The organism is Cohaesibacter marisflavi (assembly GCF_900115225.1).
GTDB lineage: Bacteria > Pseudomonadota > Alphaproteobacteria > Rhizobiales > Cohaesibacteraceae > Cohaesibacter > Cohaesibacter marisflavi.
Map to the genome: position 1 here is coordinate 1 of NZ_FOVR01000012.1, position 16,766 is coordinate 16,766.

Here is a 16,766-nt window from a genome sequence, read left to right on the forward strand (position 1 = left end):
GAGAGGACAAGCGTCATCATCACGACAAATCTGGAGTTCGGGGAATGGGTCTCGGTCTTTGGCGACGCAAAAATGACAACCGCGCTGTTGGATCGCGTCACCCATCACTGCGCAATCGTTGAGACCGGCAACAAGTCTTATCGGTTTGCTCAAAGCAGAAGTAAAAATCCCAGAGCTAAGCCCCCGGCTTGACCACAACCCCGCTTCGCTTCGTTTGGCTAGTGGGGCCACTGCACTACGCGGGGCTATGGACAAGCCTTCGCAACAACAACGCGGTCTGAAAAGGCCGCGTTAAACAGCTAAAGGGTGGGGCAATTTTAAATGCTGAAGGCGGGTCAGTTTTGAATGATTATTGACAAGCTTGAGGTAACGAACAGAAGAACTCGACAGTCTCGCCTGATCAAAATCCCCCAATCGACAAGCATCTCATCAGGTAATAATCCACCATACTTCTTTTTCCAGTTAGAATAGGTCACCTGACTGATGCCTGCCTTCCTGCAGAGCTCTGCAACGGGGTACACCATCATCACCCAGCTTCAAAACAAACGCCTTCTGTGCGACCGAAAACTTCGATGCTTTTATCGCTTTCTCTCCTTCTCTCAGCCAGAAGAATAGCGCGGAAAACTGTTATTCAAAACGATCCAGTTTTCAGGGCGTAGAGCAATCACACTTACCTCACCATTGAAACAGATTTGATCATCGCCTGAAGTCTGTCGCCGGTCCTCAGGTCGAGGGCGTGGAGGCTTTTGTTTGAGATGCGGGCTATGAGGGTCTGTCTGTCCAGATCTTCGCCCAGAGTGAGGAATATGTTGGCCATATGGTCGCCGAAGGGCTGGATGGTCTCAATGGTGACGGACGGAGTGTTTAGGATGGAAGACGAGCCTTCGGGCATATGCCGGGAGAGAGCGACGTCGCTGGCTTCGATCCTGAGACGTATGGGGTGTCCGATCGGCCCCTTGACGCCGGGGACATAAAAGGGACGTCCGGAGACCATGATGGTACTGATGCCAAAGGCATCGTCCATCGCGGAGAGAGTGCCGCCAAGGACGGAGGCGGCATCTGGCATCCGAGCGAGCGACAGATCTGGATTGGACAAGAGGGACTGCAGAGGTCCGGCGGCCTTGACCGTGCCCTGTTGCATCAGAACCATCTGGTCAGCGAGGCGTTCCACTTCACTGATGTCATGGCTGACATAGAGAATGGGGATCTTCAGTTCATCGTGCAGGCGCTCCAGATAGGGCAGGATCTCGTTCTTGCTAAAGCGGTCGAGCGCGGCCATGGGTTCATCCATGAGCAGGATGCTGGGACAGGACAGAAGGGCGCGGCCAATGGCCACCCGCTGACGTTCCCCGCCGGAGAGCTTGTTGGGAGAACGCTGGAGCAGGGGCCCGATGCCGAGCAACTCGATGACATCATCCTGATCTAGCCGGGCCGTGTCTGATGGGCTGAGAGGTTGGCTGCGCTTTTGCCCGTAGACAAGATTCTGCTTGACTGAGAGATGGGGAAAGAGACTGGCTTCCTGAAAGACATAACCAACGGGGCGTTTGTGAGCTGGCAGGAAGCGGGATTGGTCTTGCCAGATGCCGCCCTTGAGGGAAAAGAAACCCTCTTTCATGGCATTGAGCCCGGCAATACAGCGCAGGACGCTGGTCTTGCCACAGCCCGAGGGGCCAAACAGAGCGGTGATGCCCGCGGCAGGCAGCGTGAAGGCTGCGTCTAGCTTGAAGCTGCCCTGAGGGCCCTTGAAGCGGGCTGAGATCACGTCGGACTGGTCGTTATGAAAGTTGTACGGAAGATGAGTGCCGGTCATTGCATCCGTCTCCTTAAACGCTTCTCGATAGTTGTCGTGCTGAAGATGACAAGAAAGGAGAAGACAAGCATGCCGCCTGCCAGAAAGTGAGCCTTGTTCCACTCCAGTGTTTCGACATAATCATAAATGGCGATGGAGAGCACCTTTGTCTCGCCGGGGATGTTGCCGCCGATCATCAGAACGACCCCGAATTCTCCCACCGTGTGGGCAAAGCTGAGGATGGTGCCTGTGATGAGGCCGGGCCTTGCTAGCGGCAGCACGACGGAGAAGAAGCAATCCAGAGGTGACGCACGCAGGGTGGAAGCCACCTCCAGCGGCCGATCTCCGATGGCCTCGAAGGCATTCCGCACTGGCTGCACCATGAAGGGTAAGGAGTAGATGATGGACGCTACGACGAGGCCAGCGAAGGTGAAGGGCAAGGTGTGCCCGACCACCGCCGCAATGGAGCGACCGAGCATGCTGTTCGGCCCGAGCGCCAGCAACAAATAAAAACCGAGCACGGTTGGTGGCAGCACCAGCGGCAGGGAGACCAGTGTACCGACCACCTCCTTCCACCAGCTCTTCGATCTGGCGAGCCACCAAGCAATCGGCGTGCCGATGATCAGCAGCAGAATAGTGACGGTGATCGCCAGTTCCAGTGTCAGGATTATGGCCTCGAGCAATGCTAGTCTCCTTCTTGCCCTTTATCGCCCCTTACGTGCCGGGCGTTGACTATTTGACACCATAGCCGAATTTGAGGATGATTTCTCTGGCGGTTTCCCCTTTGAGAAAGGCAAGGAAGGCCTTGGCGGCTTCATCTTCTGCTCCGGTTTTCAGCAAGACAGCATCCTGCTTGATAGGAGCGTAAAGATCATCAGGGACGACCCATCGGGAACCCTCTTTGCTGTTGACGACCTGAGACAGGGCAACAAAGCCCAGCTGTGCATTGCCGGAGGCGACAAACTGGTGGGTTTGGGAAATGCTGTCACCGCGCACCAGTGCGTCCATCACGGCAGCCGGGACGTCCAGCTTGTCGAGGGCTTCCATGGCGGCGGCACCATAAGGGGCTGTCTTGGGGTTGGCTATGGCGAGCTTGTGGAACTTGTCAGGAGCCCTGAGAACGGCACCATCGCTATCAACCAGATCGGGATCGGTGCTGTATAGCACGATCTTGCCCTGAGCATAGGTGAAGCGGCTAGCGGGTACGGCCAGTCCATCTGTTTCTGCCTTGATCGGTCGGGCTTGATCCGCCGCCAGAAATATCGAGAAGGGCGCGCCATTTGAGATCTGTGTATAGAGCTTGCCGGTGGAGCCGAAGCTCAGCGTGGCTGTATGGTCAGTTTCGGCCGCAAAAGCTGTGGCAATTTCCTTGGCTGCTGCCGTGAAGTTGGCAGCAACCGCCACCTTGGTGTCAGCGGCAGGGGATGGGCCAGCAAGGCCAACGAGTGAAAGTGTAAGGGCGGAAAGAGAAAGCAGATTTTTGAAAGAAGGTGTCATAGGGACAGTGCCTTTCGGGATGGTCGGGTTGCTTGGAACAGAGTGTATTAAAAGGACTGCTATTCGACGCCGAGGATGATTTGAGATGCCTTGATGATGGCGCACATCTTGTCGCCCGGTTTGATGTCCAGGCTTTCTGTGCTCTGGCGGGTGATAACCACGGTAAGGGTTTTACTGTTCCCTATATCGAGCTGTATCTCGCTATTGACCGCGCCCGGTTCAACCGAACTGACCGTGCCCCTGATCTGGTTGCGGGCAGAGAGGCGCGCATCTTCATTGTCGGCCATCAGCACCGGCGTTGAAGCCTTGATGAGAGCGAAGGCTTCGCTTCCAACACGCAGATCCAGTGTTTCTGCGCTTTTGTTGGTGATGACGGTGGTCAATACCGTTTGCTCCGATACACGCAGACTGATCTCTGAATTGACCGCGCCGGTGATGACATCTTCGACGATGCCGTGAAAGACATTGCGGGCACTGGTGCGCATGGCGAAACTCCATAGAAGGGGGCTAGAAAGCGGGGAGCTGCCCCTATTGCCGCAGATATCCTGTTCGATCTCCGCGAGAAAGGCATTGAGCCGTTCGGTGAGGTGTTGGTGGGCGATCAGAGCCTTTCGTCCCTCATCGGTGAGGGTGGCGCCACCGCCTTTCTTGCCGCCAGGCTTTGCGTCCACGAGCGGGGTGCTGAACAGGTTGTTGAGCGCATTGACTGCGTCCCAGGCGGCCTTGTAGCTGATCTTCAATTGCTTGGCTGCAGCCGAGATCGAACCTTCCTTTTCGATCTGGGATAACAGAGCAAAGCGCTCTGCACTTGCTCTGTGTCCTGCCTTGTCGAGGAAAGACAGAATTGGGCGAACCGATTGGGGCTGTCTCGTCATGCTTCTGTTTTCCTTCGTTATGTAGGTCAACTTCATATCGGTATATAAAGGAAAGATACAAATCTGTGATCCCGTGTCAATTCTGTATTCTGAGTTTATCAACTAGAAATAGTGCGCTTTTCTGAGATGTATAGTTTTCATATGGGTTAAGGCTGTAAGAGGCTATAGTTTCTTATAATATTCAGAAAAAACGCTTATGTTATAATTGCAGTATTGAAAATTGTTCAATCGAACGCCGGTATAAGCAACTTCTGGCTCTGGCATTTATGAAATTATACATCTCGACCTGACGCCTCTTTGCTCCGACTTTGAAGGTTCACAACTATCGCAGACTGAAGCTTTGGTACTAGGCTGAAACTTTACTGCCATCCCGACAAACCTCTTGGCTTTCAGCGCTTGTAGGTATCATGACGCTGGTCGAAGGCTTATGGACTTGCGCAAATATTGGTACGTGATGCTTTTTGTAAAGCAGTTGGAGCATTTGGTTTTTAGAAATTACGCTTTGTGTAAGAGTTGCTCGGCAACAGACCCCGCCAGCGCGACGCCGGAAATTTGCGCTTTTTCCATGCGACGAAGCAGAGTGGCAATCCTGTTTGCAGCATCTTCTGGCGCAAGGCCGCCATCTCGGATATTGGAAATACAATTGCGACGGCTGTCAGGTAGCCTTGGTTCTGGTGACCAGGTGATATAGGCACCCAGACTATCCGCAGAGGAAAGACCGGGCCTTTCACCAATGAGAACCACAACAGCCTTCGCGCAAACCATCGCCCCGATTTCGTCGCCAATGGCAACGCGACCGCGCTCTGCCAACACGATACCGGCAGGTTCGGGCAAGAGCGATTGCAGGTGTGTAACGACTTTGACTGCATTGGCATTCACCGCCATTGCAGACAAACCATCAGCAATGACTATGACAATTCCCTCTTTTGGCAAGGTGGAAAGATCAGTCTCTGGCGCCAGCTTTCTACCCAGATCCGGTCTGCGTATATAGCTTGAGCGATCAGGGGCTGCGCTTCTCACGCTGGCGAGCGGCCAGAAGACAAGCGCCTCACGCAAGCTGGTCTTGTCCATGTCGGACCAAACCGCTTCACGCGCGCGTGCGTGGTCCAGGGCAAAGGCCAAGGAAGCGCCGGTCGGCACGCCACTGCCGGAACGACCAAGAGCAACACGAGCTGCCGTCATTTCACGCAAATGCGTATCAAGTTGGCTTGCCGAAACGTCTTTTTTCATTGTGCAGCCTCTGTCAGAGCCAAAAGAGAAGGGCCGCTAAGGGCTGGCTCGGATCGCATTCTACCTGTCTTATCCGTGATCCCCTTGTTTTCCATCCAGTCAGAGAATTCGGGAGCAGGGGCTTTGTGAAGGGTTTCTCGCACAAAGATCGCATCATGGGACGATAGGCTCTGGTAATTGAGCATGATGTCATCGGCACCGGGTACACAAATGACAAAATTGACTCCGGCCGCAGATAGAGAAACAAGAAGACTATCCATATCGTTCTGATCTGCATCTGTATGATTGGTGTAACAAACATCAACCCCCATCGGCAGCCCGAAAAGCTTGCCGCAGAAGTGATCCTCGAGACCGGCGCGCATGATTTGTTTTCCGTTGAAGAGATATTCTGGTCCTATGAACCCGACGACGGTGTTAACGAGGAGAGGGCGGAATTCTCGAGCGACCGCGTAGGCGCGGGCCTCCATTGTCTGTTGGTCCATGCCGTGATGGGCATCCGCAGAAAGGGCTGCTCCCTGTCCGGTTTCGAAATACATGACATTGTCGCCAATCCTTCCCCGCTTTAAAGACAGGGCCGCCTCATGAGCTTCACAAAGCAGGGAAAGATTAACGCCAAAACCTTCATTCGCTTTTTGAGAGCCCGCAATTGACTGGAAAACAAGGTCGACCGGAGCTCCGCGCCCTATCGCCTCCAGTGCCACAGTTACGTGACCAAGGCAGCAATGCTGGGTCGGTATCTCCAAGGCTTCGACCAACCTGTCAAGCAGCGACACGATGCGGATATAGTCCTCGACTGTGTCGGTTGCCGGATTGACGCCGATTACCGCATCGCCAGTCCCCATGATCAGGCCATCAATTGCAGAGGCCAGAATGCCTCGGCTGTCGTCCGTCGGATGATTGGGCTGGTTGCGAGTGGCCATACGCCCTTCAAGGCCGATTGTATTGTTGAATTTCGTGACCACCCGGCATTTCTGAGCCACTGCTATCAGGTCTTGGGATCTCATAATCTTGGAGACAGCGGCGACCATCTCTGGCGTGAGCCCGGGCTGCAGTTTGTTCAAGATTTCCGATGTTGTCGTCGGAGCCAGCAACCATTCGCGGAATTCCCCCATGGTCATATGGGAGATGGGAGCGAAGGCTGGCAGGTCATGGCTGCTATAAATCAGCTCCGTGATTTCGTCATTCTCAACACCGAGAATATCCGTATCCAGAAAGGATTGAAGGGGTAGATCAGCAAGAGCAACCTGCGCGGCTAGCCTCTCGACAGGGCCTTCTGCCGCAATGCCTGCCAACTCGTCGCCAGATCGTTCAGGCGTTGCCTTAGCGAGCAGATCTTTCAAGCTTTCAAAGCTATAACGGGTCTTCCCTATGGTCGATGAATAGCTCACGTATGTTGTCCATTCCACTATGATCGTTGCCGATGGGCCGTATGAACGGTCACGAAGCTATCGGCCCTCATTTTGTCCCTTTGAGCGTCGCCCGGTGCGAGATTGGGTCCGTCAGAACGAGCACTGCTCCCCTTACCCCATTTGTGACCGTTGCAACAAGCGGGGGAGCAACTGTCGCAGAATGACCGGAGCGATGACGACCAACCCAACTGCGGTAGCAATCAGATTTGGTGCCACCAATAGCAAAGCTGCTACAATCAGAATGATGCGCTCGAACCAGTAGAGTGGTGCGAAAAGCCAGTTGGAAACAGCAGATGCCAGAATCCAGATGCCGAGCACTGCGCCACCAAAGGCCAGCGCAAAGGCTTGCCAGGTAAAGCCATCAGTCACTATAAGAAGGGCTGGCTGAAAGGCAAAGACGAAGGGGACCAGAGCCTTGCCCATGCTCAGGCGGAAGGCCGTATTGCCTGCCTTGAAGGCGTTTGCGCCCGCTATCCCGGCGCCGGCATAGGCGGCCATGGCCACCGGTGGTGTCACGTCAGCCAGAACGCCGTAATAAAAGACGAAATAGTGCGCCACCATCTGCTGCACGCCGAGCATACCCAAGATGGGGGCCGCAACTGCAACCATGATAATGTAGTTAGCGGTTGTGGGTATGCCACACCCCATCAGGATGCAAACCACCGCAGTCAGCATAAGTGTGAATAGTAGGGTCAGTGATGGCACAGTCATCAACTCAAAAGGCAAGAAGGCGGTCATTGCATGGAGTGATGTTGCCCACCCTTGCGCAATGCTGGTGACCATATAGGCGATCTTGAAGCCGACCCCGGTCAGAGTAACAACCCCGATCACAACCCCCACCAACGCCGCTGCAGCTGTGACAGACAAAGATTGTTTCGCACCCAGAATAAAGCCCTCAAAGACCTCATAGATCGTACCCTTGATGCCTCCTATAAGGCCGGAAGCCTGAATTTGCTGGATAGCCAAGACAACGATGCAGGCAGAAATTGAATAGAAGGCTGCGGCAAAAGGCGTGCGTCCAGACAACAGAACGGCGACCAGAATTGCCAAAGGCACAACCGATAACCAGCCCTCTTTCAGCACCTTCCATGCGTTTGGCAATTCAGAAGCAGACATGCCCCTGAGGCCAAGGCGGCGGGCTTCCAGATGGACCTGAACCAGAACGCCGAAGAAATGCATGAATGCAGGCACTAGCGCCGCCGTGAGGATCGTAGTGAGCGGCACATTGAGATATTCGATCATCAGGAAGGCGACCGCGCCCATGACGGGCGGCGTGATCTGCCCACCGGTTGAGGCGGCCGCTTCAACTGCGGCTGCGAAATGACGTGGATAGCCGATGCGGATCATGGCCGGAATGGTAAGCGCTCCGGTGGTCACCGTATTGGCAATGGATGAACCCGAGATCGAGCCGAGCATGGCCGAAGACAGTACGGACACCTTTGCCGGTCCGCCCGCATAACGTCCGGCGAGCGCAGAGGCGACATCGATAAACAACTGGCCCAATCCAATGCGCGTTGCCATCACGCCGAACAGCACGAAGTGGAAGACATAGGTGGCGATCACTCCGAGAGCCGTACCGTAGATCCCCTGCGAAGTGAGATAGAGATGGTTGACGATATTGGCCCAACTGGCGCCCGGATGAACGAGGATTCCCGGCATGGACTTGCCGAAATAGGCATAGGCCATAAAAAGAATTGCGATGACCGGCAATGGCCAGCCCATGGATCGACGCACCGCTTCCAGTAGCACGACAATCATCACCGTTCCCATAAAGATATCAATGGGCAATGGGTTGCCGACGCGGAAGGCAAGTTCGCTATAGATCCACGGAACATAAAGCGCGCTGAGCACCCCGGCAATGGCGAGCCCCCAGTCAATGAGCGGCAGTCCGAAAGGTGCCTTCCAGCTTGGAGTGACGATCTTTTTGCCAAAGGCTGAAAAACTGAGAAAGACGACCAGCAATGTGACACCCAGATGCAGCCCGCGGTGGACCGTTGCCTGAGGGATGCCAAAACCGGCTGTATAATAGTGATAGCACGAGAGGAGAAACAGGATCGCTGCCGTGATCAGCGTTAGAGGCCAAGCCAGTGTCCGGAAGCGGAGTTCTGGGTCAAATTCTTCCTCGATTGCCTGAAGTTCGTCGGCTGATAGATGATGGATTTCCTCGCCATCTTCTTGTTTGCTGCGGTCCTCTGTCATCCCGTGCGCTCCTGTCGGATAGTGGTAAAGGGGGCAAGATCTGCCTCGCCCCCCTTCAGATCTGTTTAAGGTTCAGGCAAGGGCCCGAGCCGATGGGCCTATTTAATCAGGCCTGCTTCCTTGTAGAATTTCTCTGCACCCGGATGCAGAGGAATGCCGACACCGTTAAGGGCTGTGTCTTCCGTGATCATCTTGCCTTTGGCGTGGCCCGCATCAAGCAGCTTGCGGGTATTCTTGTTCCAAAGGGCCTTCGTGATGTTGTAGACCAGCTCTTCGGGTTGATCCGCGCTTGTGACCCACTGGGCACCAACGGAGAGCGTATTCACGCTATCTGCGTTGCCTTCATAGGTCCCGCCGGGAATGGTGTCCGGACCAAAGAATTTGAAGTCTTCGCAGATTTTCGGAGCTTCATCGCAGGTGATCGGGATGAGTTTCACATCATGCTGGCTCGCCAGTTCCGAGATGGCACCTGCAGGATAGCCGCCTACGAAGAAGAAGGCATCCATCGCGCCATCGCGCATCCGGTCTGCAGCCTGGTCGGGTTTAAGATATTCCGGCTCAATGTCGTCTTCGGTTAGGCCATAGCCATTGAGAATGATTTTTGCATCAACAAGGGTGCCCGAGCCGGGTTCATCCATGGAAACCCGTTTGCCCTTTAGATCGGAAACACTGGAAATGCCAGAGTCAGCGCTCACAACGAGATGGATGCTTTCCGGATAGAGGTTGGCAATGGCGCGCAGTTTTTCAACGGCCGGTTTGCCTTCCCAGATGCCGGTTCCGGTATAGGCCCAGGTCGCAACGTCGGACTGTGAGAAGCCGGATTCTAGCGTGCCACCCGCAATGGCGTTGATGTTTGCAACAGAACCGTTGGCAGACAGAGCCGAGGCAATCAGACCCGGGACGCCGCACGAACCGCCCTTGTCACATGGACGAGACCCCGGAGGGTTGGAAATCGCATTGGCGAGAAGGCCGCCAATCGGGTAGTAGGTGCCTGCGGTTCCGCCCGTGCCGATACGGAAAAATGCCATATCCTGTGCCACGGCAGCCGAAGCGGCCAGACTGAGCGCAAAAGCGACGCCAGTAAAAATCTTAAAATGTTTCATAAGTATCTCCTATCCTCGACAGCAGTGAATAAAAAAAAGCTACCTCAACAATTCTTCGACCACAAGTTGCTGAAGGCTGTTTCGATATAAAAGTTGCTTGCAAAATGTGCAAATGAGCTAATTGACCAAACTTAATGCAATATTCTCTTGGCATACTGAAAAAAAAGCAGCCCTATCGCCCGTTTCATTCTGAAACCATCTTTTGACCGTTATGCGTCCCTGCGGCTAACAGGCAGCCTTTGATGCTTCATGGCTACAAGATCCTTAAAGAGAATGTTTTTGAAAAACATACCTGTCATATTCATCATTCTGTGGCACGATAGGCATCGGAAAGAAAATCAGGATTGATAGATTTGGAACGCCTTGCTACTCACTTTGGATGGATAGGGAACATGCTCATCATGTTGAGTGTGCTTTGTCTTGTCTATTCGGGTTGCAGCTTTACCCATGCTGATGTGGTTCAGACGCTCGGCCAGAAACAGCTCTCTCAATTCGAGATCGACCAGTCTTTGCATGATATGGGGCCGCCTTGTCAGGGGTGCCCGCAAATGCAGGATGAACAGCAGATGCATTGTGGAGGTCAGATTCTTGCGCTCTCTTGTGGTGCAGATGTGCCAGGTCCAATCTTAAGTCATACCGTCCCCGCACACACGATCCGCGATTTTATCGCCCAAATCTTTTCGCCGGATCCTCCACCGCCGCGTTTTGCCTGATTGAATTTGAACCATAAACTCAAATCTCAATCAAAGGCGACTTTCCATGAAACAAGCATTTGTATTCGCAGCAACTCTGCTGCTGTCAGCTCCACTTACTTTGGGGCCGATGGCACATGCCCATGATGGTGCGACAGGCATTGTCGAAGAGCGCATGCATTCAATGAAAGAGATGGGCAAGGCCGTGCGCGCTGTCAAAGCCATGGTGCAAGATCCGGAGGCATATGACGCGGAGTCTGTCCGCAAGCAGGCCGAGATCATCAAACAGCATGCTGGCCAAAATCTTGCCGATCAGTTTCCTGAAGGATCTCTTCAAGCCCCCACCCACGCCAAGCCGGAAATCTGGACTGACTGGGAACGTTTTTCTCAGTTGTCCAGCCAGTTGGAAAGCTACGCAGACGGATTGACGCTTGCGGCTGAAAACGGAGTGATGATGGATGGATCCATGATGAGTGGGGCCATGATGGAAGGGGCCGGGCATATGGGGAGTATGATGGGCACAGATGCTCATGAGGCCGATCAACTCGGGCAGATGCCTGCAGACGGCGTTTTCACCATGATGGTTGAAACTTGCGCCACTTGCCACATGGAGTTCCGGGCCAGAAAGCCATGAGGCCTGGCCATTCTTCCATTTTCAAAACGATAACGTGTCCGTGACGTTCAGCATTTGCACTGAAATATACGGACTCCATGATACCGGCATCAAAGACCTGGCGCGCCATCGCCTTGTCTGTGATTGCCGATTGGAAAGCGACGATGAATCTGAATAGACGCAATTTTTGCAAGCTCGGTGCGGGTGCTGCCGCCGCAGCCCTTGCACCCTATCATTTTGCCCTTGCGCAAACGGAAGATGGTTTTCTCGAAATCCGTGCCCAAAAAGCCGAACAGTCCCTTTACCCAAATAGTCCAAGATCGACTATCTGGACATATAACGGAACAACACCCGGACCGGAAATCCGTGTTAAGCAGGGGGAGCGGGTGAAGGTGCGCTTCATCAATGAACTGGATGAACCATCCTCTATTCACTGGCATGGTGTGCGCATTGAAAATGCTATGGACGGAGTGTCCGGTCTGACACAAAACGCCGTCAAACCCGGGGAACGATTTGAGTATGATTTTGTCGCTCCCGATGCCGGAACCTATTGGTATCACGCCCATAACAGAAGCTGGAATCAGGTCGGGCGTGGGCCCTATGGCCCGTTGATTGTCGAAGAGCCATATCCTACCTTCGATTCCGAGCATGACATTACCCTCGTGATAGATGATTGGCTGTTGGATCAGAACGGGCAATTTGATGAAGGCTCCATGGGCATGATGATGGACTGGAGCCATGCCGGACGTCTGGGTAACTGGATCACAGTCAACGGCAAAAGCATGCCCGAGATCGACCTGAGGGCAGGGGAACCCTATCGTTTGCGCCTCATCAATGTGAGCAACGCACGCACTCTTGAGCTGGATCCAAATCGCTTCGAGGCGAAAATTTTGGCCTTTGATGGACAGCCTTTGCCAGAGCCAATCTCCATGCCCTATGAGCCATATCTATTGTCTTCGGCGCAGCGCGTGGACCTTTTGGTTATCCCGAAGGAAGGGCAGGATTTTGTCCTTGAAGAGCTTTCCGGCAACAAGCCATTTCCTTTTGCCACCTTTCGCGTCACAGGCAAGGTAAATGGCGCTCCGTCTGTTCCTGTCTTGAAACCCAACGCACTCACCGAGCCCGACCTCAATGCTGCCACAACACATCGATTGCATATTACGGGCGGCGCGATGGGGCGCATGGGAAACATGACCTACAAGGGGGCCCCCCTCGGCCGGCAGGAGATGATGCAGTCCATGCAGTTTTGGGCATTCAACGGTGTGGCCAACCTGCCTGAGCAGCAGTTTTTTACGGCCAAACGCGGGGAGACCGTAATTATTGAAATGATCAATGATACAGCCTGGCCCCATGCCATGCATGTTCATGGACATCACTTCCGTATCGAGGAAAGGGAAGGCAGCACCATCGATGAGGGACGCCCGTGGAAGGATACCTTCCTGATCGGACCAAGCCAAACAACTAAAATCGCGTTTGTAGCAGATAATCCCGGTCAATGGCTGTTGCATTGTCACATGCTTGAGCATGCTGCTGCGGGCATGACCACATGGTTCGAGGTTGTCTGATGGCAAGCAAGAAAAAATCAAAAAGCCAACATGTTACAAAATCCATAATGGTCTCAACGGTTCTGTCCGCAATCGTCGCCGTTGGGCTTGGGGATATGCTTTACGCAACAGATAGCAGCAGCCAGGGGCTGCTGCGTCCTGGCAATGAGGCGATTGTCACACTGGGCAAAGGGATCTATTCAGAGCAGTGCGCAGCCTGCCACGGAGACAATCTTCAAGGACAACCCAATTGGCGCGAAACCAACGAAGACGGGCGGCTGCCGGCGCCGCCTCATGATGAAACCGGCCATACATGGCATCATGCCGACGCGCTTCTATTCGGTATCACCAAATTTGGTCTGGCCGAGATCGGGAATATGCCGGACTATCAGACTGACATGCCGATATACAAGGATGTGCTAAGTGATGAGGAAATCATCGCGGTGCTCTCATACATCAAAAGCACATGGCCTGAAAATATCCGCCGAATGCACGATCAGCGCAACGCGATGAAGTAGATGAACTCTTGAGCCGGAGGCAGAATCGCCCGTGTCATTCCCCTTTGGGGGAGAAAGACACAATGGCTTCAAAGCCTCTGGCTTTTCCGGCAATGGGCGAGTTAAGGCGCAGCGAAGCACCGCTGCCCTTGACGATCGCCGCGACGATGGCAAGTCCCACGCCGCTGCCCTTGGCGCCCGTCTGTCCACGTTCGAAGGGGCGGGTCAGACGACTGAGTATGTCTGGCGTTATTGCATTACAGTCGTTGCGCACCACAAGCTCTCCATTCTGGCGCAACTCAATCTCTACCAGACTATTTGCTGTCGCATGCTTGAGAGCATTCTCAATAAGATTGCGTAAGAGGATGGCAAACACATTGGCATCGATGAGTAACGGCACCGGCTTGTTCGGTAATCGGATTTTCAGCCGATCACTATCCTCCCGGAATTCATCCAGAACCAGCGCGAAGATGGGCAAGATATCCCTTGCTTCTTCCGACAACATCGCACCGCCTTCGGCGCGCGCCAGTTGCATCAGCTTCTCTGTAAGGCGTGAAAGAGACTTAAGGGCCGTTTCAATCTGGCGGGCGCGTTCCTGAAGCGGCGCGTCTTTCGCTTCAGAGATGAGCCTTTGTGTTTGCGCAAGAGCCGCAGCTACGGGGGTTCGAAGTTCATGTGCGCTGTTGGCAGTGAAACTACGCTCGGCCTCCAGCGTCCTGCGCATGCGATCAAGCAGGTTATTGACCGCGTCTGCCACAGGCTCGATTTCCGATGGCAGGTTCTCTGCGCTGATAAGGGAAAGATCTCCGGAGCCACGGGCTTCAATCTCCGCTCTGAAACCTCTTATTGATCGCATTGAAATGCGCACCAGCAACCATACCCCCAGCATGCTGAGCGGTACCAGAATAAAAAGCGGCATGGCAAGCGCTTCCAGCGTGTCATGCGCCGCCCTCTGACGTCTGGCCATAGGATCTGCGACTGAAATGATCACATTGCCATCCAGCGTGGAGCCCGTGAAAATGCGATAATCATCCAGCGTCAAAAAGCCCAATTGCTCTACAGACGGGAAAATATCTGCTTCTGCATTTTTGGATTGAAGCAGGATCCTGCCTTGAGCGTCTCTCACAATATAGGTGAGATACTGGCTTTCAGGCGAGGTGAAGACAGGCTTTTCATCATCTTCTCTTTCATGGCTGTCTTCGTCTTTTTCGTTGTCATCTTCGTCATCCCGCTCCCTATGGAGCCGACGTTTGAAGCCTTCGCGATCAAGGCCTCTTTCTTCGCGCCACGATCTGCCAATGCGCCCCAATTTCAGGCCATCGATCTCAAGGTTGCCCATTTCATCGCGCGTGTCCCGCCCTTCGACAATGTCATGAATGACGGGTGGCAACAGGCGCTCAACGGCCTCGGCAAGCGCCTGATCGAAAGCGCCATCCAGTTCGTGCTTGACGACAAAGCCACTAACCGTTGTCGCGGCCGCCCACAGAAGGCCAACCCCGAGGGCCAGCCCGAGTGAGAGCCGCAGTTGCAGGCTGTTTTTTACGAAGGATTTCAATTTCATGGCTGCTCCAGCCGATACCCCATGCCGCGCACGGTTTCTATAATCCCGGCACCCAGTTTCTTGCGCATCCGAGAAATATGAACCTCAATGGTGTTGCTCTCAATTTCAGAATCAAACGCATAAAGGCTTTCTTCAAGCTGGTTTTTTGAAAGGAGATTGCCGGGATGTTGCAAAAAGGCTTCAAACAAGGCCCATTCTCGCGCGGTGAGTGTGACCTGCTTGCCTTCGCGGGCGATGGAGCGGGCGGCGATATCAATGTCCAGAGCACCAAGTTTGACAATTGGATTGGGGTTGCCGCTATAGCGTCTGGCAACAGCCTTGAGGCGCGCCGTCAACTCCTGAAGGTCAAATGGCTTGACCAGATAGTCATCGGCTCCGGCATTGAGGCCGTCTATTCGATCAGAGATCTGGTCCAGTGCTGTGAGAATGATCACCGGTGTAACATCGCCTGATCCGCGCAATTTCTTGAGGAACGGAATGCCGAGACCGTCAGGAAGCATGAGATCCAGCAGGATCAACTCATAGGGCGCGGCGTGTATATAGTCACTTGCAGCATCAAGACGCTGTACCCAATCCACGCTGTGTCCGTCTGCGGCAATCTGGTCGCGCACAGCGGACCCCAATACCGTGTCATCCTCGACCAACAAGACCCGCATTTTTCTTCGCCTTCTTTTGATTATTTTACACCGAGTTGCTTTTGAAGCCTGCCGCAGTGTTGCCGCGCAACCTTACAGGAAGCTGAAGCAAAAAGAAATTATCAGTCAGGTCGCCTTCAGTCTGGTCCGCGATAGTGCCTCCATCAAATCAACGCAACGGGAGACCAGAGCCATGAAGAAACTTATTGCAGGTGCCTTGCTGATCAGCGGCATCACACTCGCAGCGGGAGCAACCTATGCCGACGGTTACGGCCATGACGGACGCAGTTATTCCGGACAGGAACGCGAATATGGACGAGGCGAAGAAGCCCGCTATCGCGACCATGATCGCGACGGGGATCATCACTTCAGCCTGTTTGGCTGGAAGATGCCTTTTGGTTGGGACGATGATGACGACGACGATCATCGGGGAGGGCGCGGACAGGCCGCAGCACAAAATCCGACAGGCCCGATCAACAACAACAAACTGATCAACAAGGGATCATCCCCGAAGGTCACCATGAACTGACTATCCCACGCACCTGGAGCCAACCTCTCGGCCCCGAACCGGATAATAAAAATAGCTCGGGGCAAATATATTTTCAAAGGAAACCAGACATGAATAAATACCTCGCTTCTGCTGCTCTCGCCAGCGCGTTCGTGTTGCCCGTCGCAGCGCAAGCCAAACCGGTAACCTTCTCAACCACCATGAGCAACTATGGCGGTCCGGAAGCCTATATGGTGATGTATGTCACCGATGCCTCCGGAGCCTATCAGGGCTCGTTATGGATGTCGGGTGGCCGCTCAAAATATTATCGGGATCTGCGCGATTGGTCTCGCGCAACAGGTGGCAACTCAGCCGAAGTGGATGGCATCACCGGTGCAAGCGTTGGGAGCGGGCGTACGCTGAATGTGACGCTGGACTTGTCCGATGCCCTGTTTGATGCAGGCTATGAGCTACACATAGACACAGCCGTTGAACATATGGGCTCAGCTCCCTCGGAAGTCGTTGTACCGCTTGATAGCGACAATTCAGGCAAGATGACATCTGGCCGTCGCTTCATTCAGTCATTCAGTTTCGACATGTAACCCCTGTCTCAGAAATCAAATTGATTGCCTTGA

Annotated in this window: 17 protein-coding genes and 1 pseudogene; 7 read left to right on the forward strand and 11 right to left on the reverse strand. The window is 54.0% G+C overall.

Translation table 11 applies throughout. The annotated features are described in order from the left end of the window. A partial coding sequence (locus BM258_RS18325; protein WP_175528152.1) for an ATP-binding protein occupies positions 1-192 on the forward strand: 192 nt, incomplete at its 5' end. 230 nt (positions 193-422) lie between these two features. Here the strand turns inward: BM258_RS18325 and BM258_RS24290 are convergent. The 9 genes and pseudogenes from BM258_RS24290 to BM258_RS18365 form a co-directional block, all read right to left on the reverse strand. Next, positions 423-582, reverse strand: a pseudogene (locus BM258_RS24290) (transposase); the annotation flags it as partial. Positions 583-670: 88 nt separating this feature from the next. Next, positions 671-1,810, reverse strand: a complete 1,140-nt coding sequence (modC, locus tag BM258_RS18330) for a molybdenum ABC transporter ATP-binding protein (RefSeq protein ID WP_090074697.1) — start codon at positions 1,808-1,810, stop codon at positions 671-673. Next, the gene (gene modB / locus BM258_RS18335; RefSeq protein ID WP_090074698.1) at positions 1,807-2,472 is read right to left on the reverse strand and encodes a molybdate ABC transporter permease subunit; all 666 of its coding nucleotides are present in this window, start codon (positions 2,470-2,472) and stop codon (positions 1,807-1,809) included. The genes modC and modB overlap by 4 nt, the downstream gene beginning before the upstream one ends. 49 nt (positions 2,473-2,521) lie before the next feature. Continuing rightward, a complete protein-coding gene (gene modA / locus BM258_RS18340) occupies positions 2,522-3,286 on the reverse strand; it encodes a molybdate ABC transporter substrate-binding protein (protein ID WP_090074699.1) in 765 nt (254 codons plus the stop codon). Positions 3,287-3,345: 59 nt separating this feature from the next. Beyond that, the gene (locus BM258_RS18345; RefSeq protein ID WP_175528153.1) at positions 3,346-4,161 is read right to left on the reverse strand and encodes a TOBE domain-containing protein; all 816 of its coding nucleotides are present in this window, start codon (positions 4,159-4,161) and stop codon (positions 3,346-3,348) included. Between the two features lie 495 nt (positions 4,162-4,656). Continuing rightward, positions 4,657-5,391, reverse strand: a complete 735-nt coding sequence (gene eutC / locus BM258_RS18350; protein WP_090074701.1) for an ethanolamine ammonia-lyase subunit EutC — start codon at positions 5,389-5,391, stop codon at positions 4,657-4,659. Continuing rightward, on the reverse strand, positions 5,388-6,779 hold the full coding sequence (locus BM258_RS18355; RefSeq protein WP_090074702.1) for an ethanolamine ammonia-lyase subunit EutB: 1,392 nt from the start codon (positions 6,777-6,779) through the stop codon (positions 5,388-5,390). Before BM258_RS18355 ends, eutC begins: the two co-directional genes overlap by 4 nt. A 132-nt stretch (positions 6,780-6,911) precedes the next feature. Further along, positions 6,912-8,999 (reverse strand): TRAP transporter permease, encoded by a 2,088-nt coding sequence (locus tag BM258_RS18360; protein ID WP_090074703.1) that lies wholly within the window; start codon positions 8,997-8,999, stop codon positions 6,912-6,914. Positions 9,000-9,097: 98 nt separating this feature from the next. Then, complete coding sequence (locus BM258_RS18365) at positions 9,098-10,102, reverse strand: TAXI family TRAP transporter solute-binding subunit (RefSeq protein WP_090074704.1); 1,005 nt, start codon at positions 10,100-10,102, stop codon at positions 9,098-9,100. 353 nt (positions 10,103-10,455) lie between these two features. On the opposite strand from BM258_RS18365, the gene BM258_RS24295 reads away from it, so the two are divergent. From BM258_RS24295 to BM258_RS18385, 4 genes are all read left to right on the forward strand, one after another. After that, positions 10,456-10,815 carry a hypothetical protein gene (locus BM258_RS24295; protein WP_139229317.1) on the forward strand — a complete coding sequence of 120 codons (360 nt, stop codon included), beginning with the start codon at positions 10,456-10,458 and terminating at the stop codon, positions 10,813-10,815. 46 nt (positions 10,816-10,861) lie between these two features. Continuing rightward, positions 10,862-11,428, forward strand: a complete 567-nt coding sequence (locus BM258_RS18375) for a c-type cytochrome (RefSeq protein WP_210186805.1) — start codon at positions 10,862-10,864, stop codon at positions 11,426-11,428. Positions 11,429-11,571: 143 nt separating this feature from the next. Then, positions 11,572-12,972, forward strand: a complete 1,401-nt coding sequence (locus BM258_RS18380; protein WP_090074853.1) for a multicopper oxidase family protein — start codon at positions 11,572-11,574, stop codon at positions 12,970-12,972. Beyond that, positions 12,972-13,469 carry a c-type cytochrome gene (locus tag BM258_RS18385; RefSeq protein ID WP_244544765.1) on the forward strand — a complete coding sequence of 166 codons (498 nt, stop codon included), beginning with the start codon at positions 12,972-12,974 and terminating at the stop codon, positions 13,467-13,469. Before BM258_RS18380 ends, BM258_RS18385 begins: the two co-directional genes overlap by 1 nt. A 34-nt stretch (positions 13,470-13,503) precedes the next feature. On the opposite strand, the gene BM258_RS18390 is transcribed toward BM258_RS18385, so the two are convergent. Next, entirely contained in the window at positions 13,504-15,009 is a 1,506-nt protein-coding gene (locus BM258_RS18390; RefSeq protein WP_090074706.1) for a sensor histidine kinase, read from the reverse strand. Next, positions 15,006-15,665 (reverse strand): response regulator transcription factor, encoded by a 660-nt coding sequence (locus BM258_RS18395; RefSeq protein WP_090074707.1) that lies wholly within the window; start codon positions 15,663-15,665, stop codon positions 15,006-15,008. Before BM258_RS18395 ends, BM258_RS18390 begins: the two co-directional genes overlap by 4 nt. 172 nt (positions 15,666-15,837) lie before the next feature. Between BM258_RS18395 and BM258_RS18400 the strand changes: the two genes are divergently transcribed. Further along, positions 15,838-16,173, forward strand: a complete 336-nt coding sequence (locus tag BM258_RS18400) for a hypothetical protein (protein ID WP_139229318.1) — start codon at positions 15,838-15,840, stop codon at positions 16,171-16,173. A gap of 89 nt (positions 16,174-16,262) precedes the next feature. Then, positions 16,263-16,733 carry a DUF2271 domain-containing protein gene (locus tag BM258_RS18405; RefSeq protein WP_090074709.1) on the forward strand — a complete coding sequence of 157 codons (471 nt, stop codon included), beginning with the start codon at positions 16,263-16,265 and terminating at the stop codon, positions 16,731-16,733. Positions 16,734-16,766 lie beyond the last annotated feature (33 nt).